Here is a 17,544-nt window from a genome sequence, read left to right as displayed (position 1 = left end):
GCACCTTAATTAATACCAAGTATAATCCCGTTTTTTAACACAAAAAGGTAGAGTAATGTTATCTGCGTATCCAGAGCTTGTTGAGTTTCTTCCTTGTGAGTCCCCAAAAGCGTGGGTTAACTGGGCGATTGAAAACCAAACCTTATTGTTAAATGATCATGCTCATTGCGAGAAGAAAGCGGCGTCAACGGCAATGAGTCTAATGTATCGTTATGTAGACCGCGATAACCTTTTACACAAAATGTCACGATTAGCCCGTGAAGAGCTTCTGCATTTTGAGCAAGTACACAAAATAATGCGAAAACGTGGTATTGCCTATGAGCATTTAAGTGCTTCACGTTATGCTGATGGCCTTCGTAAGCACATTCGTACCCATGAGCCTGCTCGTCTTGTTGATACGTTAATTATAGGTGCTTTTGTTGAAGCCAGGTCTTGTGAGCGATTTGCGGCATTAGCACCGCACCTAGATGAAGAGTTGTCAAAATTTTACCTGTCATTACTGAAATCCGAAGCACGTCACTTTGAAGACTACCTTGCGTTGGCGCAAGAGTATGCTGGTGAGCCTATTCATGACCGTGTCGCTTTTTTCCGTGAGCTTGAACATAAGCTTATTATCGAGCCTGATGCTGAGTTTCGAATACACAGTGGGCCGCCAGTCAATGTTTAAAGAAAATAAATAATATTGTTAAGTGTGCTTTTTTATGGAGACTTTCTAAACAGCTGCTAGACTCATAATATGACTCTGGATTGAGGGGAATATTATGGGCATGCATAAAAGTGAAACATTACCTGATGTCACCTATTGGTTGGCGTTAGAGATTGCAAAAGTAGACCCTGTGGTGGATTTCGAAGCCATGCATAAAGGGTCACTTGAGTTGGATTTTTTATACCAACTACTGACTGCTAAGGTTCAACAGCATTGGTGGCAGCAACATGGAATAAAGCTAAATCCTGTTGTTGTTAATAATGCCTTTTTTCGTGCAGTAGCTATGTTGCATAACCGTAATATAGAGTTTTGTCGATCTAGGAATGCAGAAGAAACAGTGTGGGTGAAAGAGCTGCTTGCAGGGAATAATCAGAAACCGTGATGACATTCAAACGTAAAATTTACGTACGTTCAGCAAAGAGACTAACCCTCATAAAGTGTTTCAGTATAGGCGCACTATCATAAGCCCAAGACCATAACAAATTGGCCTTGGGCTTTTTATGCTGAGTCTAAAAGCTAATAACCCCCAACACATTCAGAAATACAACAATGATGGCCAGAGGTGTTATGTAGCGCATGGTAAATAACCAAAGTTGATACATGATACCTGTGCCCAATCCGATTTCATCTTGCATAACGGTTTTATTCAATATCCAGCCACTGAAAATGGCCATCAGTAAGCCACCAAGAGGCATAAGCCAACTGGAGGTTAGGTAGTCTAGAATGTCGAAGAATGTTTTGCCAAACAGTGTCCATTCAGAACCTATGTTTAATGAGGCCACAACGCCAAGCCCACCTATCCACAGTAAACTGCCTGCTAGCAAACACGCTTTGATACGCGTCATCTTGAACTTTTCAGTTAACCAAGAAATAGTTGGCTCAAGCAACGAGATGGCGGAGGTCAAAGCGGCAACGGCCAGTAATAAGAAAAATAACGTGCCAAACGCGCTGCCAAAAGGCATTTGGCCAAAGGCAATGGGCAAGGTGACAAAAATAAGACCTGGACCTGATCCTGGCTCTAAGCCGTTGGCAAAAACCAATGGGAAAATGGCAAGGCCCGCAGCAAGCGCCACAACCGTATCCATGATAGCGATTAACATGGTTGTTTTGCCAATAGAGACATTGTCCGGTAAGTAGGAGCCGTAAGTCATAATGGCGCCAGATGCTAGGCTGAGGGTGAAAAAAGCATGCCCCAGTGCTACTAAGAAGCCGGTTCCTGTCATCTTGCTAAAGTCGGCTTTAAATAAAAAGCTAACCCCTTCCATAAAGTGTCCGCTGGTCATGGCGTATCCCACTAGAATCAGCAACAAAATGAGCAAGCCTGGCATTAATAGGTTAATGGATTTTTCAAGTCCACCGTGTAGGCCGCGTAAAACAATGGCCATGGTTAACCCTAAAACTACCGTCATCCAGATGGTTAGAGCAAGAGGGTTCGCCAGCATGCCACCAAACATAGCACCAATGGCGTCGCCATTTTCACCGACAAAGCTACCTGATGCGGCTTTTGGGGCGTACGCGAATGCCCAACCAGCGACAACGGTATAAAACGTAAGGATCATAAAGCCACACAGCAATGCCATGACGCCAATGATTTTCCAAAACGGGTGCGCCCCGGCTTCACGAACCAATGCCGCAATGCCTTGTGCTGGGTTATGGCGTCCACGTCGCCCTAAAGCGATTTCAGCCATCATGACGGGAATACCTATAATCAGAATACAGCCTAAATAGACCAGTACAAATGCGCCTCCACCGTGTTCACCGGTAATATAAGGGAATTTCCATATATTGCCCAACCCGACAGCAGAGCCGACTGCGGCCAGAACAAATGCCATTCGGGTAGACCACTGAACACGCGTAGGTGAGGACTTAACAGAGCCAGAAGCGCTGGCCGAGGAATAGTTATCAGACATTAAGGTTGTACCTTTGTATTTATTTTTATGGTATTGCTTAACAGGGTAAGTTAAGCATTCGATTTAAACACCAGAACGCTCTTCCGGATCACGAAAGTGAATTTGGTATTTCAGAATCATCGCCATTTCTTGATACATGGTCAAGGCTATTGGTGGTTTTTTTGTATCGCAATATGTGTTTTAGTGTTTCTCTTAAGAGAAGTAATGTAATCGTTATTCGTGAAAACGCTTCAACCAAAAGAACGCCATGGATGAAGCGAAAAGAAAGGAGTGAAAAAGTTATTTTTTGCTTAAAGCCCTGCGATGCACTTCTTGTAATCCACTTAGGGTATCTTGGTTGAAAGTCGCTACCGTGGCTTTTGATTGAGAATAGATACCCTCTTTGATGCTAGCGAGCCAAACGTGTGTATCCCAATCGCCGAGCACACAACGCAGAGTGCTTTCGTCTTCGTGAAGGTCTGGGCGGTGAGTGTGGCCATGAATAACGGTCTGGCATTGATGATGAATCAAGGACGCATTAACGGCAGAGTTTGAGACATCCATAATGTCCATGGATTTTTCCATTGCACTGGATTTACTGTCGTTGCGCAGTTGTGCAGCTAAGGCGATGCGTTGCTTGAGTGGCATAGCGAGAATGTGTTCTTGCCACTGTTTAGATCGTACCGTTTTTCTGAAAGCCTGATACTCTGTATCTTCAATACAATACTCATCGCCATGGGTTAAAAGTACAGAACGATCGTCTATTAAGCATACCGTCTGCTCTTCTATAAAAGTGGCACCCACTCGAGCTAACCAGTCTTTTCCAATCAAAAAGTCTCTGTTGCCATGCAAAAAATACAACCTAAAGCCTGACTGTGACAATTCAACTAGGGCGTTCTCTATTTCAGTATTCCAGTCTGCTTGAAAATCATCACCAATCCAAGCTTCATAGAAGTCGCCTAAAATATAGAGCTCCGCTTCCTCTTTTCGAGCCAAGAGGGCTTTGGTCATCAGAACAAACGCCCGGAGAAGATCCGGACGTTTGTCGCTCAAATGCAAATCTGAGATAAAATAACGAATCATTAGCCTTCGCTTTTTACCAATTCTGCACTTTCGATGATGACGTCCTCAGCAGGCACATCTTGGTGACCAGATTTCATCGTCGTTTTTACTTCTTTGATTTTGTTAACGACATCCATACCCGCCGTAACTTTACCAAACACGGCATAACCCCAACCATCTGGCGTTTTGCTGCGGTGGTTTAAGAAGCTGTTGTCTGCTACGTTGATGAAAAATTGTGCAGAGGCAGAATGCGGGTCCATAGTACGCGCCATGGCTAACGTGCCTACTTCATTTTTAAGGCCGTTGTCGGCTTCGTTTTCAATGGTGGTGCGTGTTTCTTTTTGGGTCATGCCAGGCTTAAAACCACCACCTTGCACCATGAAGCCATTGATAACGCGGTGGAAAATTACGCCATCGTAAAAGCCTGAAGTCACGTAATCTTCGAAGTTTTTCGCAGACTTGGGTGCTTTTTCGTAATCCAGTTCAACGTGAATGTCGCCGTGATTTGTGTGTAGTATGATCATCTAGTGTTTCCTTGTTTAGTAAATAGTGTGCTAATCAATGTTGAGCATTTTATGTGTTTGTAGGCTAAGACGCCACCTTGGATGCGATAAACAGTATTGTAAAGTGGCCTGCTGGGTATCGATCAGAGGAATTTGATCTGCTGTAAGGTGGCTTTGGTCCATGGGTTGCAGGTAAAAATGTGCAAAATCCAGTGTTTCAAATAATTCTGGCGAGAGGTGTGATTGCGGAAATACCAGCTTGAGTTCATCGCCTTTTGATACGACCAAAGGCTTGGCTGTTTTGGGGCTAACACAAACCCAATCTATACCTTGCGGGAGCGCGATTGTGCCGTTGGTTTCTATAGCAATGGTATAACCGTGTTGCTTCATTTCGACTATGAGGGCCTCGTCGAGTTGAAGGGCGGGTTCGCCCCCCGTAAAAACAACGTATTTGTGTCCTTGACCAGTTGGCCACAGTGAATCTATGTGAGCGCGTAGCTGAGCTGCGGTGGGGAATTTCCCACCATGCTGCCCATCGGTACCGATAAAATCAGTATCACAAAATTGACATTCCGATTTGGCGCGTGTTTTTTCTAGGCCAGACCACAAGTTGCAGCCGGTAAAACGGCAAAATAGAGCAGGGCGTCCGGCATGGGCGCCTTCACCTTGTAATGAATAAAAGGCTTCTTTAATTGAGTACATTGGGTTACACCTGTTACATCTCGAAAACAGTCGAGGTAAGGGTTATAACTTTAGTTGATAATTTAATGGCGAAATCGGTCATTTGTGGAACAAAAGCCAACTCGCATTAAAGCAAACACACTAAAATCAGTTTAAGTTTTGGGTTTAACTCTGTGGTTACGCTTCGTATTCTAGTGGATCTGTTTTGCCTTGTTCGGCAAACGCTTCTAGGCGTTCGTTACAAGCACCACATTTGCCACACGATTTTTCGCGACCATTGTAACATGTCCAGGTATTGGCATAGTTAAGATTCATGCTTAATCCTGCTTTTAAAATCTCGCCTTTTGACGCATGTAAAAATGGCGTGACGATTTCAACGGATTGATAGTTTGCTATTTTTGATACCGCGTTCATGGCCTCGACGAATTCAGGGCGACAATCTGGATAAATGTGGTGGTCGCCAGAGTGCGCACCGTAATAGACTTTGCCAGCCTCTAATGACACCGCATAAGCAATGGCCATGGAGAGTAAGACCATATTGCGGTTTGGTACTACGGTTGACTTCATGCTGTCGCTTTCGTAATGGCCTTCCGGGATTTCAGCATCGCCGGTGAGCGATGAGTTTGCCATTAAACTGTTGATTGCGGTAATGTCGACAACTTTATGAGAAACGCCTAATTCACGACATACCTGTGCGGCAACCTCGAGCTCTTTGCTGTGCTTTTGTCCGTAGTTAAAGGATAAAGCGTAAACCTCCAGCCCGTTTTGAATGGCCGTATTCAGAACAGTGAAAGAATCCATTCCTCCTGAATACACCACGACGGCTTTTTCAGACATGCTTGTGTCCTCGTAAAAGTCTTTTTGAATGTAAAAAGACAGGGTTGATAAAGCGTTGGAGTATAGCAGAAGGCCACAATATCAAACTAGGAAACTCAACATAAGAAAGCACAAAAGGGGAGAAGAAAAGCAGGGTTTTGATGGCCATTATCACCCCTATGACCTTGATGCCGAATCAGCACATAGATTTCTCATTGTCTAATCCTTGGTTGCTTGGTGCGTTAGCTGCTTTTGTTGTTGGCGTTTGGCGTCAACATCAGTTGCTGGTCATTCTAGTGGTTTCTGGGTTTTCTTTGTGGCGGAGTACGTATTTTCTTTATAAAAAAAGAGAAAAAGGCGGAAAAGATTTTCTGCTCAATATCCTATGCAAACCTAATTACTATATACTTATGGGTCAAAGTAACAATATTGTTAGACCAACACTTATCGGGACTTACATCAAACATGTCAGAAACGTCTAAACCAGGTAATTTCATTACCCAAATCATTGATAAAGATAACGAATCAGGTAAGCATGGCGGTAAGGTTTTTACTCGCTTTCCACCTGAGCCAAATGGCTACTTACACATTGGTCATGCGAAATCCATTTGTCTTAACTTTGGCTTAGCGCAGCGTTACAACGGTCAATGTAATCTACGTTTTGATGACACCAACCCTGAGAAGGAAAGTGTTGAATACATAGAGTCTATTAAGCGTGATGTGGAATGGCTTGGCTTTCAGTGGAGCGGTGAGCCTAAATTTGCCTCGGACTATTTTGACGAGCTATTCGATTTTGCTGTTCAGCTCATTCAGGCCGGTAAGGCCTATGCTTGTGAGCTAAACGCGGAGCAGATGCGTGAATACCGTGGCACGTTGAAAGAGCCAGGCAAGAACAGTCCATTCCGTGACCGTACCGTAGAAGAAAACATGGCCATTTTCATGGACATGAAAGACGGTAAGTACAAAGATGGTGAAGTGGTTTTGCGTGCCAAAATTGATATGGCTAGCCCAAATATTAACATGCGCGATCCGATCATTTATCGCGTTCGCCATGTGCACCATCATCAAACGGGCGATAAGTGGTGTGTGTACCCAATGTATGACTTCACACATTGCTTGTCCGATGCCTTGGAAAATATTACGCATTCTGTTTGTACGCTGGAATTCCAAGATCACCGACCATTGTACGATTGGGTGCTAGAAACATTAAAGACAGCGCATCCACAGCAAATTGAATTCGCGCGTTTGAACTTAAACTACACAGTGACGAGTAAGCGTAAGCTTAAGCAGTTAGTGGATGAAAAACACGTTTATGGCTGGGATGACCCGCGTATGCCAACGATTTCCGGTCTGCGTCGTCGTGGTTACACGGCGTTGTCTATCCGAAATTTCTGTGAGCGTATTGGCGTGACCAAATCTGACGGTGTTGTGGATGTTGGCATGCTAGAGCACGCTATTCGTGAAGATTTGGACGCAAGCGCAAATCGTGTCATGGTGGTGTTAAATCCAATTAAGGTGACCTTGACCAACTATCCTGCTGACAAAGAAGAAATTTTCACGGTTGGAAATCATCCGAAAAACGAAGAAGCGGGAACGCGTGAAGTGCCGTTTAGTAAAGAGCTGTACATTGATGCGGCGGATTTTGCTGAAGTGCCACCTCGGAAGTGGAAGCGTTTGACACTGGGCGGTGCGGTTCGTCTTCGTGGTGGTTACGTGATCACCTGTGATGAAGCAATCAAAAATGAAGCCGGTGACGTGGTCGAGCTGCTTTGTCGCTATGATGAAAATACCCTTGGTGTGAATCCAGAAGATTACAAACCAAAAGGGGTGATTCATTGGGTTAGTGCAAAACATGCAGTAGACGCAAGAGTGAATCTTTACGATCGTCTGTTCGTTAACGAAGCGCCTGACGCCAATTATGAAGATAAAACTTTCTTAGACTTTATTAACCCAGATTCTTTGACTGTGCTAACCAATGCCAAAGTTGAGCCTTCGCTGGTGGCGTCTCATAAAGGCCAGGGCTTCCAGTTTGAGCGTGAAGGGTATTTCTGCCGAGATTTAAAAGAAGACGATTTGGTGTTTAACCGTACCGTCACACTGCGCGATTCTTGGGCAAAAATAGAAGCAAAAGGAAACTGAACACATGCTAAAGATTTACAATACCCTTAGTGGTAAAAAAGAAGTTTTCAAACCGATTGTTGACGGCAAAGTCGGTATGTACGTCTGTGGTAATACAGTCTATGACTTCTGCCACATAGGGCATGCACGTGCGATGATTTCTTTTGATGTTATTTCGCGTTTTATTCGTCACCTTGGCTATGAGTTGAATTACGTTCGTAACATTACCGATGTGGATGACAAGATCATCAAGCGTGCTGAAGAGAATAATGAATCAACCCAGTCTTTGACTGAGCGAATGATTGCAGCACAGCGTGAAGATGAGCTTCGACTTGGAAACAAAATGCCAGATCGCGAGCCAAAAGCGACGGAATTTATGCAAGAAATCATTGATATGGTACAAATTCTTATTGATAAAGAGTTTGCCTATCAAGGTGCTTCTGGTGATGTTTACTACCGAGCAACTAAGTTCAAAGATTACGGTAAATTAAATAACCGCAAGCTTGACGACATGTTGGCCGGTGCGCGTATCGACGTGGAAGCATCAAAAGAACATCCGGCTGATTTTGTTTTGTGGAAACAAGCGAAAGAGGGTGAAGTGTCTTGGTCTTCACCTTGGGGGCAGGGACGGCCTGGTTGGCACATTGAATGTTCTGCCATGTCGACGAGTTGTTTGGGCAGCCATTTTGATATTCATGGTGGTGGTCCTGATCTTAAGTTTCCACACCATGAGAATGAAATTGCTCAGTCAGAAGCGGCCACAGGTAAGGACTATGTTAACTACTGGATGCACTGTGGCGCGGTTCGGGTGAACAACGAAAAGATGTCCAAGTCTTTGGGTAACTTCTTCACAGTGCGCGATGTATTGGCCAAGTTTAATCCTGAGGTGGTTCGCTATCTGATGGTGTCTAGTCAATATCGCAGTGCCATCGATTATTCTGATCAGAGTTTGTTAGAAGCAAAAGTGGCCTTAGAGCGTCTATACACGGCGTTACGTCATCAAGATGTGGCAGAGCACTATGCGCCAAGTCAGTTTACTGAGCGTTTCGAAGAAGCGATGAAGGACGATTTTAATACGGCGGTTGCTGTTTCTGTGTTGTTCGAATTGGTGCGAGATCTCAATAAAGCTAAAACGGAAGATGCCAGTAAAGCCATGTCTTTGGCCGCAGAATTGCGTTCGCTGGCAGATTTACTTGGTTTGCTTTATCAAGATCCAGACTATTTTATGCAAAATAGCACAGTGTCAGAAGGCTTGAGTGACGAAGCAATACAGGCGTTGATTGATGAAAGAGCGCAGGCGCGTAAGGACAAAAACTTTGCTCGCGGTGACGAGGTCCGTGATGAATTGGCCAGTCAAGGTATTGAACTTTTAGACAGTCGAGAAGGGACGACTTGGACAAGGCGTTAAGAATCGATGAAAACAATAAAAGGGCGATGTGATCATCGCCTTTTTGTTGGTCTTTAGTCGCGAGGTAAACTCTTACGCCTTAGTCACTTTGACTGCGAGTACATCGCAAGGTGCGCCGTGAAGTACGCCATTTGCCGTAGAGCCTAAAAGTAAAGCTAATCCATGACGACAATGGCTGCCAACAACAATTAGATCGGCTTGCTTTTCTTCAGCGACGCGATGTATTTCGCTTTCTATGCCGCCTTGTGAAATACAGCTTTCTTGTACGGGTGTGTCAAGTTGCGCTACTAGGATCGCCATACGCTCTTTTGCTGTTTCTTGGAGCTGGGCTTGGATGTCTGTTATGTCAATAGGTACATCACCACCGTAAGCGTAGTTTAAAGATTCAATAACATGCAGAACGGTCAGCTGTGCACCAGTTGCTTTGCATAACGCGGCGGCTTTATTGGCTACTTTAATGCTTTCATCGGTTAAATCAACTGCGAGTAATATTCTGTTGTACAGCATAGAATGCCTCCAAAAATTGGCTTAATCACTTAATTCTAGTTCAAAATTAGAGAGACATAAAATATATGACCGCTCTTATCGTTGTCTGTATTGTAATATCGTTAATGTGTTCAGCGCTATGGATTATGCCGCCCGAAAGAGAGCGCCAGAGAATGGCACTGCGTGTGCAAGCTCGGCCGCTAAAACTCAGTGTCCAGCTTACATCAATTGAGTTGCCTGACAAGTGGGATAAGTCAACAAGTCGAAAAAAAACCGTCGGGTATTTTTATCATCGACCTAAAGCCAACAAAAAGATAAGCAAATCTATCTGGCTTTTGCCTTACGAGGTGTGGAAATATCGGTCGGTTGCTCAAGGTTGGTGGTGCAGTGACGATATCAACCTATCTGAGGTGTCAAAAAACAAGTTGGAGCGTCATGCCGCCTTACTGTCTGGAGTGAAAATATCCAGTGAAAGCGTCTCTTTCTACTGGGATGAAGAAGGAGGCGAGCAAGATTTGAACTCACTAGCTGAGCTGGTATTCGAGTTGGCTGAGTTGAATGGGTAAGCCGTTGATTAACTGCTTTTAGGGAGTTCCATATTTTTGATGAGTTCCGCTACTGCATCTTCTGGGTTTTCAGCATCTTTGATGGACTCTATCGTGGGCGATAATATTTGTTTAATACGGTCGTTGACAAAGTCAGTGAGTACTTTCTTCTCAGGTCTGACGGTGGAGTCTGATTTGAGATGTGAAAGGATGACGCTATACAGAGTTTGAGCGACTCGCATATCCCCATTATTAAAATTTTTGTTTGCTTGGACCATTTGGCGATTGAGTTGAACCCATAGATTTAGCCAGCGAACATATTCGTAGCAAGCTTGATAGTGAGCGTTGCTGATTCGGCCTTTTCTGCGTAAATACAGCAGCATTTTGGCGAGCTTTGTGAGGCGCTCCTTGTAATTGGTTTTTTCTTGGAAGCTTAATACCTCGGGTTCTGTGTTGAAAATAACAGGCTCTTCGTTACGGTTTTCTTCCGCTGTTGCGATGCGTATCTCTACTTTTTCCGGATCATAGGTGTATTGCAGAAGCTCGCGAAGTGTGTCTAGATAGAAGTCATACAGTACATCGGTGGCAATGGTATCGGTATTGATGTATTTGAGGCCACGAATATGCTGCTCTACTCGATCAGCTCGGTTAGAGAGTTGTAGCTGTTTGACTCTTCGCTCTGTGAGCTCTCTTTCTTTTTGATGAGCGCGAGAGCCAATAACCACCGACAAAAGAACAATAATGATTAAAAAAGCAATGGTTAAAATTTGAAGTGTTGCCATGATTGTCCTTAAGAGGAGAATTCAGTATGTTAAATAAGCAATACTAAGCTCAGTAAGATTTAATGTGTGAAACAATACAGGGATCGCTTGTTATATAAAAGGTGTTTGCTTAATATCAGCGCCCCTAAAGATTATACTTCGTGCAACGTCAATTTGCAGACCTAATTTATCAAAAGGCTTACACAGTTCAATGGGAAAATCACTGGTTATCGTGGAGTCGCCAGCAAAGGCGAAAACCATCAATAAGTATCTGGGCAATGACTTTGTTGTCAAGTCGAGTGTCGGGCACATTCGTGATCTACCTTCTGGTAAGACAGCGACGTCCACTCCAAAAGAGCGTGCTCAGCAAGCCGCTTTGACGCGTAAAATGAGCCCAGAGGAAAAACTCGAATACAAAGCCAACAAGTCACGTCAACAGCTTATTTCTAGAATGGGTGTTGACCCAGAAAATGACTGGAAAGCGCGTTATGAAGTGTTGCCGGGTAAAGAGAAGGTGGTGGATGAGCTTAAGCGCTTGGCTAAAAATGCTGACACTATTTATCTCGCAACCGATTTGGATAGAGAAGGTGAGGCCATAGCATGGCATTTGCGTGAGGCAATTGGCGGTGACGACAGTCGTTACAAACGTGTGGTGTTTAACGAGATTACGAAAAAAGCCATCAAGTCTGCTTTCGAAACACCCTCAGAATTAGATATGGATCGAGTCAATGCCCAGCAGGCAAGACGCTTTCTAGATCGTGTTGTTGGCTTCATGGTATCCCCTTTGCTGTGGGCTAAAGTGGCTAGAGGTTTGTCAGCGGGACGAGTTCAGTCGGTTGCTGTGCGGCTTATTGTTGAGCGTGAAAAAGAAATTCGCGCTTTTGTTCCGGATGAATTCTGGGAGTTAGACGCCTTGCTTGCGACTCCTTCGAAAGAAGTCATTAAATTTGAAGCCGCAAAATATCAGAATAAAGAATATCGACCTGTCAGCCAGACTCAATCTGATGAGCATGTTGCTCGTCTTGCTGGTGCCAAATATTTGGTCAGTAGCCGAGAAGATAAACCGACAAGCAGTAAGCCGTCAGCGCCTTTTATCACATCAACACTTCAGCAGGCTGCAAGCACACGCCTTGGCTATGGCGTAAAGAAAACCATGATGCTTGCCCAGCGTTTGTATGAGGGTGGCTACATAACTTACATGCGTACCGACTCGACTAATTTGAGTGCCGAAGCGGTGGACGCTTTGCGTGGTTACATTTTGTCTAATTTTGGTGATGCTTATCTGCCAAAAGAACCGATACGTTATAGCAGTAAAGAAGGTGCTCAAGAAGCACACGAAGCAATTCGACCTTCAGATGTGAATGTCAAAGTAGATGACTTACTGGGCATGGAAAAAGATGCACACCGTCTATACGATCTGATCCGCAGTCAGTTTATGGCATGTCAAATGACGCCAGCACAATACACGTCGACGACGATTACGGTGACTAGCGGAGAATATGAGTTCAAAGCCAAGGGGCGTATTTTACGTTTTGACGGTTACACGCGTGCGATGCAAACAGTGGCTAAAAAAGGTGAAGATAATACCCTACCCGATGTCGCCCAAGGTGAGCATTTAACCTTAGAAAGCCTGTTGCCAGAACAGCACTTTACCAAGCCTGTCGCACGCTTTAGTGAAGCCAGCTTAGTTAAAGAGCTTGAAAAACGTGGTATTGGTCGTCCCTCTACCTACGCATCTATTATTTCTACGATTCAAGATCGTGGTTATGTTCGTGTTGAAAATCGTCGCTTTTATGCGGAGAAAATGGGGGACATTGTCACGGAGCGTTTGGTAGACAGCTTCAGTTCTCTAATGGACTTCAGCTTTACGGCTCAGATGGAAGAGCAGTTGGACGAGATTGCAGATGGTAATAAAGATTGGATTAAAACGCTGAATGCGTTTTATAAAGATTTCAGTTCAGTGCTTGCTAAAGCCGAGTCGCCTGAGGGCGGCATGATGCTAAACGAACCCACGCCGACGGATATTGAATGTCCGACGTGTTCTCGACCTATGCAAATACGAACAGCCAGTACGGGTGTGTTTATGTCTTGCTCTGGTTACTCTTTGCCTCCTAAAGAGCGTTGTAAAGCCACCATTAATCTGGTTCGTGGTGATGAAGCCGTGGCCGTTGATGATGAAGAAGGCGAATCAAAAGCCTTGATCAATAAGCATCGCTGTAAGCTCTGTGGTTCCGCTATGGACAGTTACTTGATGGACGAGCATCGCAAGCTTCATGTCTGCGGTAATAATCCTTCTTGTTCCGGTTATGAAGTAGAGAAGGGCGTATTTAAAATCAAAGGCTATGACGGCCCTTTGATAGAATGCGATAAGTGCAGCTCAGACATGCAACTTAAAACAGGGCGCTTTGGTAAGTACTTTGGATGTACCAATGAAGAGTGCAAAAATACGCGTAAATTACTGCGCAACGGTGAAGTGGCGCCGCCAAAAATGGACCCTGTACCTATGCCTGATCTAGCCTGCCAGAAGGTAGAAGACCATTATGTGCTTCGTGATGGTGCCACGGGTTTGTTTTTAGCTGCCAGTCAGTTTCCTCGTAAAAGAGAAACGCGCGCACCCTTGGTGAAGGAGTTGATCCCTTACATGGATCAAATAGATCCTAAATATCATTTCTTTGCTAAAGCGCCCAAACAAGACGCCGAAGGACGCCCTGCGATTATTCGTTATAGCCGTAAAACCAAAGAGCAATACGTTATGACGGAGGAAGAGGGCAAGCCAACCGGTTGGAAAGCATTTTATGTAGGTACCAAGTGGGTTGTTGAAGAAGGTAAAAAGAAATGAGTGGTGCCAGTCTTGCAAGTATGACTAATCAAAAGTTAGATGCGGCTCGGCGCTTCATCAAACAAAGCCAAAACAGCGATGAGGCATGGCTCAATGTGGGTTTAGAGAGTTCGGCTATTTTTCAACTTAGAAGCGCGTTAAACGGCTTGTTGAAAGAAGTTTCCTCGGCCTATTCCCTCTCGGGGTCGCTTGAGGTGTCTCGGCTATTGGACGAGGCAGAAGCCAAGCAAATCACTATTCCTGTGTTATCAGAATTGTCTGTTTTATTTTCTCAGCCAAGCTCCTGGTGTGCGCAATTAGAACAGTCATACTTGGTGCAGTTTGAATGCCGAGTGTCTAAGTCTGCCTTGCCAAGTGACAACTTAATTGGGCGCGGTAATGATGATGGTGCCTCAGTCGGTTTGTATCTTGCTAAGTTGGTTGAATTGGTACTACGTTTTAGAGAAGAGTCATCAGAGTATTAGATATGAAAGAATCCTACCTAGAAATTGTTGAGCTGGATAACGGGGATATAGTGTTACGGCCAGCCAGTGAAGATGGTGAGGAGACCGAGCCTTTGGCAATACTTCAGATTCCTGAAGACACCCGCTCTTATCTGAAAGATAGGTATTTTGAATTAGCAAAATGCATGTTTCATGCTGGTATTGATTTTGTTTATTCCGATGAGTCTGTGTTTGATGATTCAGGCTATGAGGACGAGGAATTGCGGCCGAAGTTACTGCATTAGACGTTAATGCATTAAAGGCCATTGGTGACAACCCCCACACTTCCTGACATTCAAACATCAAGAAGCGTGGGGTTTGCTAAAGACTTGGTTTTGTCTGAAGTCTTCAATCGTGTTTTACAGGCCCTGTCGAATGACGCCAACCGATAAGCCTTCTATTGCAAATTCTTCTGTTTCAAGATTGATGATGATGTCATCAAACGCTGTGTTCTCTGGTATTAAGCGCACAATATTGCCCTTTTTCTCAAAGCGCTTTACGGTCACTTCGTCGCCAATACGAGCGACTACGATTTGACCGTTTCGTACTTCGCTGGTTTTATGAACGGCCAACAAATCGCCTTCCATAATGCCAACATCTTTCATGCTGGTTCCCGACACAGATAAAAAATAATCAGCTTTTGGAGAAAACATGGAGGCGGGAATATTTACCCGAGAAGCAATATTTTCTTGCGCTAAAATAGGGTAGCCTGCGGCCACTTTACCAATAACGGGTAAGCCAAGTTCTTCTTTTGTTTCATCAATGGGGGGCGTGTCTACAAGGCGTATTCCTCTAGAGGCCCCTGACAGCATTTCAATGGCCCCTTTTTTATACAGGGCTTTAAGGTGCTCTTCTGCTGCGTTAGGGGATTTAAACCCAAGTCGACGGGCGATTTCTGCCCTCGTTGGTGGAAATCCTGTTTCGCAAATAAATTCGCGAATGGTTTCTAGAACGTCAGACTGTCGTTTGGTTAATTTAATCATAAGGCATCTGGTTGTTTATACAGTAACTGTTATTATATACAGCATTATTAACGATACTCAATGACTTAAATGCTTTCAGATGAACTAAAAACACAAATACAGCGTGCTTACCGTGCTTCTCTAGACGCGAAGTCTCATAAACCGAGATCGGGGCAGCGACAAATGATCGGTGCCATCGCACGAACCTTAGGGAATATCAAACAAGATTCTGAGGGTGTGCGGTTGGGTGAACGTCATGTGGCTGTTATCGAGGCGGGTACGGGCACAGGTAAAACCTTGTCTTATTGTCTTGCTGCCATTCCGGTTGCTAAGGCGCGTGGGCTTACCTTGGTTATTTCCACGGCAACCGTTGCCTTGCAAGAGCAAATTCTTCATAAAGAGTTGCCCAATTTACTTGAACACACCGAGTTGACCTTTAAATACACTTTAGCGAAAGGGCGCGGGCGTTATTTGTGTTTGAATAACTTAGAAGGCTTTTTAAGCTCCGAAGAGCATGCTATGGAAGATATGTTTGCCGGGCTTTTTGAGCAACACTTGCAATCAGATGATGTCAATACTGTGCTCTATCAAGAGATGGATACGGCACTGTCAAAGGGAGATTGGGACGGCGATAAAGATAATTGGACAGGTGTGATTCGTGACCAAGATTGGCGGCGTTTAACAACAGATCATCAGCAATGTACCAATCGGAACTGTGCAAATTATTCTGCTTGTCCATTTTTTAAAGCGCGAGCCGAAATAGAAGTGGCGGATGTCATTGTGGCCAACCATGATTTGGTGCTAGCCGACTTGTCTTTGGGTGGGGGAGCGATACTGACGCCACCAAAAGAAACGATTTATGTGTTTGATGAAGGTCACCACTTGCCTGATAAAGCGATCGGCCATTTTCGTCATGAAGTGCGTTTACAGCAAAGCATCACTTGGTTGCGCCAGTTGGAAAAAAATTTGGTTAACCTAAAGCAGTCATTAACCGATGACGTCAGTCTGACAGGGCAGTTGCTGCTCAAGATCCCACAACAAATCCAGAGTATCGTCAATTTTATTCAGTATGCCCAGCAAGGGCTGGCGCCCTTTATTCAGGGATTGGGATTGGATAAAGACAATAATCAGCATCGCTTTGAGTTTGGTGTCATCCCCGACGAACTTAGGCAACTTGCTTACAGTTTACAAACGGCTTATCAAAAGTTGTTTAAAAGCATTGAGAGTATTCAGGATGAATGCAAGAAAACCAAACAGAATGAAGGTATGGGCGTAACGCCAGAGATCGCAGAGACTTGGCAGCCTATTTTGGGGGTAATACTTGGGCGTTTAGAGCAGAGCATTGGATTGTGGCAATTGTATTGCGCGGTGGATGATCAGGCTTATCCGCCCAATGCACGTTGGTTGGTATTATCGGGGCAAGGTATGGAGCAAGATATTGAATTGGGTGGTTCACCGATACTGGCCGCAAATACATTGCGTCAGCAGCTCTGGGATAAGTGCTATGGTGCTGTGGTCACCTCTGCCACACTGACGGCGCTGAATCAGTTTAATCGTTTCAATATGCGTTCTGGAGTACCTCGCGATAGTGAGTATTTACGCGTATTAAGCCCCTTTGATTTTCAGAAAAATGGGCGCCTTGTCGTACCCAATATGGAGCATGAACCCAATCGAGTCGAGCAGCATACCGCGGAGATTATTGGCTATCTTAATGAGCATGTGAATACGCAAAAAGGCAGTTTGGTGTTGTTTTCGTCACGTCGCCAGATGGAAGAGGTGGCGCAATCCCTTGCTGCAGGGTTGCAGGATATTCTACTGATGCAGGGCGAGCAGTCTAAGCGCGTAATTTTAGATTCCCACAAGGCTCGTATTGACGAAGGCAAGGGAAGTCTTTTATTGGGGCTGGCCAGTTTTGCAGAAGGGGTGGATTTGCCTGGCGACTACTTAACTTGTGTTTATATTGCCAAAATTCCCTTTGCTGTTCCCGACGATCCTGTTGAAGCGACGTTGGCGGAATGGATTCAGAAGCGAGGCGGTAATCCCTTTATGGAGATTACCATTCCAGATGCGTCATTACGTTTGGTTCAAGCGACGGGCCGTTTGCTGAGAAGTGAGCAAGATAGGGGCGAGATACATATTTTAGATAAGCGTTTACTTACTAAGCGTTATGGCTCTCAGCTGATAAATAGTCTGCCGCCCTATCAGTACCTATAGTGTCTTGTAAGGGTGCTGCAACAAAGCGGGTGATAAAGCCTCATCAATTAGGTACACTCTCCCGATAGAACA

The 17,544-nt window shown here is 44.7% G+C and carries 18 protein-coding genes; 10 read left to right on the top strand and 8 right to left on the bottom strand.

Going from position 1 to position 17,544, the window contains the following annotated elements:
• Window positions 1-55 precede the first annotated feature (55 nt).
• Both EBI00_RS11525 and EBI00_RS11520 read left to right on the top strand, forming a co-directional pair.
• Window positions 56-667, top strand: a complete 612-nt coding sequence (locus EBI00_RS11525; protein ID WP_123096079.1) for a MiaE family protein — start codon at window positions 56-58, stop codon at window positions 665-667.
• 94 nt (window positions 668-761) lie between these two features.
• Entirely contained in the window at window positions 762-1,088 is a 327-nt protein-coding gene (locus EBI00_RS11520) for a hypothetical protein (protein ID WP_123096078.1), read from the top strand.
• A gap of 127 nt (window positions 1,089-1,215) precedes the next feature.
• Here the strand turns inward: EBI00_RS11520 and EBI00_RS11515 are convergent, their stop codons facing one another.
• The 5 genes from EBI00_RS11515 to queC form a co-directional block, all read right to left on the bottom strand.
• Complete coding sequence (locus EBI00_RS11515; protein ID WP_123096077.1) at window positions 1,216-2,616, bottom strand: sodium-dependent transporter; 1,401 nt, start codon at window positions 2,614-2,616, stop codon at window positions 1,216-1,218.
• A gap of 279 nt (window positions 2,617-2,895) precedes the next feature.
• Window positions 2,896-3,678 (bottom strand): UDP-2,3-diacylglucosamine diphosphatase, encoded by a 783-nt coding sequence (locus EBI00_RS11510; protein ID WP_123096076.1) that lies wholly within the window; start codon window positions 3,676-3,678, stop codon window positions 2,896-2,898.
• Entirely contained in the window at window positions 3,678-4,181 is a 504-nt protein-coding gene (locus tag EBI00_RS11505) for a peptidylprolyl isomerase (RefSeq protein ID WP_123096075.1), read from the bottom strand. Before EBI00_RS11505 ends, EBI00_RS11510 begins: the two co-directional genes overlap by 1 nt.
• 30 nt (window positions 4,182-4,211) lie before the next feature.
• Window positions 4,212-4,862 carry a 7-carboxy-7-deazaguanine synthase gene (queE, locus tag EBI00_RS11500; RefSeq protein WP_123096074.1) on the bottom strand — a complete coding sequence of 217 codons (651 nt, stop codon included), beginning with the start codon at window positions 4,860-4,862 and terminating at the stop codon, window positions 4,212-4,214.
• Window positions 4,863-5,018: 156 nt separating this feature from the next.
• A complete protein-coding gene (gene queC / locus EBI00_RS11495; protein ID WP_123096073.1) occupies window positions 5,019-5,678 on the bottom strand; it encodes a 7-cyano-7-deazaguanine synthase QueC in 660 nt (219 codons plus the stop codon).
• Between the two features lie 140 nt (window positions 5,679-5,818).
• Between queC and EBI00_RS16190 the strand changes: the two genes are divergently transcribed.
• The 3 genes from EBI00_RS16190 to cysS are packed head-to-tail and all read left to right on the top strand — an operon-like array spanning window position 5,819 to window position 9,183.
• Window positions 5,819-6,139 carry an AzlD domain-containing protein gene (locus EBI00_RS16190; protein ID WP_241557022.1) on the top strand — a complete coding sequence of 107 codons (321 nt, stop codon included), beginning with the start codon at window positions 5,819-5,821 and terminating at the stop codon, window positions 6,137-6,139.
• Window positions 6,123-7,796, top strand: a complete 1,674-nt coding sequence (locus tag EBI00_RS11485; protein WP_123096072.1) for a glutamine--tRNA ligase/YqeY domain fusion protein — start codon at window positions 6,123-6,125, stop codon at window positions 7,794-7,796. The genes EBI00_RS16190 and EBI00_RS11485 overlap by 17 nt, the downstream gene beginning before the upstream one ends.
• 4 nt (window positions 7,797-7,800) lie before the next feature.
• A complete protein-coding gene (gene cysS / locus EBI00_RS11480; RefSeq protein WP_123096071.1) occupies window positions 7,801-9,183 on the top strand; it encodes a cysteine--tRNA ligase in 1,383 nt (460 codons plus the stop codon).
• Window positions 9,184-9,255: 72 nt separating this feature from the next.
• Here cysS and EBI00_RS11475 read toward each other — a convergent pair whose 3' ends face one another.
• Window positions 9,256-9,690, bottom strand: a complete 435-nt coding sequence (locus EBI00_RS11475; protein ID WP_123096070.1) for a universal stress protein — start codon at window positions 9,688-9,690, stop codon at window positions 9,256-9,258.
• 152 nt (window positions 9,691-9,842) lie between these two features.
• Here EBI00_RS11475 and EBI00_RS11470 point away from each other — a divergent pair, with 152 nt between their 5' ends.
• Window positions 9,843-10,235, top strand: a complete 393-nt coding sequence (locus EBI00_RS11470; RefSeq protein ID WP_241557021.1) for a hypothetical protein — start codon at window positions 9,843-9,845, stop codon at window positions 10,233-10,235.
• Between the two features lie 8 nt (window positions 10,236-10,243).
• Here the strand turns inward: EBI00_RS11470 and EBI00_RS11465 are convergent, their stop codons facing one another.
• Window positions 10,244-10,996 (bottom strand): DNA topoisomerase I, encoded by a 753-nt coding sequence (locus tag EBI00_RS11465; RefSeq protein WP_123096068.1) that lies wholly within the window; start codon window positions 10,994-10,996, stop codon window positions 10,244-10,246.
• A gap of 190 nt (window positions 10,997-11,186) precedes the next feature.
• Here EBI00_RS11465 and topA point away from each other — a divergent pair, with 190 nt between their 5' ends.
• The 3 genes from topA to EBI00_RS11450 are packed head-to-tail and all read left to right on the top strand — an operon-like array spanning window position 11,187 to window position 14,541.
• Window positions 11,187-13,814, top strand: coding sequence for a type I DNA topoisomerase (topA, locus tag EBI00_RS11460; protein ID WP_123096067.1), 2,628 nt, complete (start codon window positions 11,187-11,189; stop codon window positions 13,812-13,814).
• Window positions 13,811-14,278: a DUF6586 family protein gene (locus EBI00_RS11455; RefSeq protein ID WP_123096066.1), complete on the top strand. Its 468-nt coding sequence runs from the start codon at window positions 13,811-13,813 to the stop codon at window positions 14,276-14,278. Before topA ends, EBI00_RS11455 begins: the two co-directional genes overlap by 4 nt.
• A gap of 2 nt (window positions 14,279-14,280) precedes the next feature.
• Window positions 14,281-14,541 (top strand): hypothetical protein, encoded by a 261-nt coding sequence (locus EBI00_RS11450; RefSeq protein ID WP_123096065.1) that lies wholly within the window; start codon window positions 14,281-14,283, stop codon window positions 14,539-14,541.
• Window positions 14,542-14,655: 114 nt separating this feature from the next.
• Here the strand turns inward: EBI00_RS11450 and lexA are convergent, their stop codons facing one another.
• Entirely contained in the window at window positions 14,656-15,279 is a 624-nt protein-coding gene (gene lexA / locus EBI00_RS11445) for a transcriptional repressor LexA (protein WP_123096064.1), read from the bottom strand.
• Window positions 15,280-15,348: 69 nt separating this feature from the next.
• Here lexA and dinG point away from each other — a divergent pair, with 69 nt between their 5' ends.
• Entirely contained in the window at window positions 15,349-17,472 is a 2,124-nt protein-coding gene (gene dinG / locus EBI00_RS11440) for an ATP-dependent DNA helicase DinG (protein WP_123096063.1), read from the top strand.
• Window positions 17,473-17,544 lie beyond the last annotated feature (72 nt).

The sequence above is a fragment of the Marinomonas hwangdonensis genome, assembly GCF_003721245.1.
GTDB lineage: Bacteria > Pseudomonadota > Gammaproteobacteria > Pseudomonadales > Marinomonadaceae > Marinomonas > Marinomonas hwangdonensis.
This window is presented reverse-complemented; position numbering and strand designations above follow the sequence as displayed.

Excerpts from the sequence above, each read along its gene's own strand:
- EBI00_RS11525 (WP_123096079.1), top strand. The coding sequence starts at position 56 with ATGTTATCTGCGTATCCAGAGCTTGTTGAGTTTCTTCCTTGTGAGTCC.
- EBI00_RS11520 (WP_123096078.1), top strand. The coding sequence starts at position 762 with ATGGGCATGCATAAAAGTGAAACATTACCTGATGTCACCTATTGGTTG.
- EBI00_RS11515 (WP_123096077.1), bottom strand. The coding sequence starts at position 2,616 with ATGTCTGATAACTATTCCTCGGCCAGCGCTTCTGGCTCTGTTAAGTCC.
- EBI00_RS11510 (WP_123096076.1), bottom strand. The coding sequence starts at position 3,678 with ATGATTCGTTATTTTATCTCAGATTTGCATTTGAGCGACAAACGTCCG.
- EBI00_RS11505 (WP_123096075.1), bottom strand. The coding sequence starts at position 4,181 with ATGATCATACTACACACAAATCACGGCGACATTCACGTTGAACTGGAT.
- queE (WP_123096074.1), bottom strand. The coding sequence starts at position 4,862 with ATGTACTCAATTAAAGAAGCCTTTTATTCATTACAAGGTGAAGGCGCC.
- queC (WP_123096073.1), bottom strand. The coding sequence starts at position 5,678 with ATGTCTGAAAAAGCCGTCGTGGTGTATTCAGGAGGAATGGATTCTTTC.
- EBI00_RS16190 (WP_241557022.1), top strand. The coding sequence starts at position 5,819 with ATGGCCATTATCACCCCTATGACCTTGATGCCGAATCAGCACATAGAT.
- EBI00_RS11485 (WP_123096072.1), top strand. The coding sequence starts at position 6,123 with ATGTCAGAAACGTCTAAACCAGGTAATTTCATTACCCAAATCATTGAT.
- cysS (WP_123096071.1), top strand. The coding sequence starts at position 7,801 with ATGCTAAAGATTTACAATACCCTTAGTGGTAAAAAAGAAGTTTTCAAA.
- EBI00_RS11475 (WP_123096070.1), bottom strand. The coding sequence starts at position 9,690 with ATGCTGTACAACAGAATATTACTCGCAGTTGATTTAACCGATGAAAGC.
- EBI00_RS11470 (WP_241557021.1), top strand. The coding sequence starts at position 9,843 with ATGGCACTGCGTGTGCAAGCTCGGCCGCTAAAACTCAGTGTCCAGCTT.
- EBI00_RS11465 (WP_123096068.1), bottom strand. The coding sequence starts at position 10,996 with ATGGCAACACTTCAAATTTTAACCATTGCTTTTTTAATCATTATTGTT.
- topA (WP_123096067.1), top strand. The coding sequence starts at position 11,187 with ATGGGAAAATCACTGGTTATCGTGGAGTCGCCAGCAAAGGCGAAAACC.
- EBI00_RS11455 (WP_123096066.1), top strand. The coding sequence starts at position 13,811 with ATGAGTGGTGCCAGTCTTGCAAGTATGACTAATCAAAAGTTAGATGCG.
- EBI00_RS11450 (WP_123096065.1), top strand. The coding sequence starts at position 14,281 with ATGAAAGAATCCTACCTAGAAATTGTTGAGCTGGATAACGGGGATATA.
- lexA (WP_123096064.1), bottom strand. The coding sequence starts at position 15,279 with ATGATTAAATTAACCAAACGACAGTCTGACGTTCTAGAAACCATTCGC.
- dinG (WP_123096063.1), top strand. The coding sequence starts at position 15,349 with ATGCTTTCAGATGAACTAAAAACACAAATACAGCGTGCTTACCGTGCT.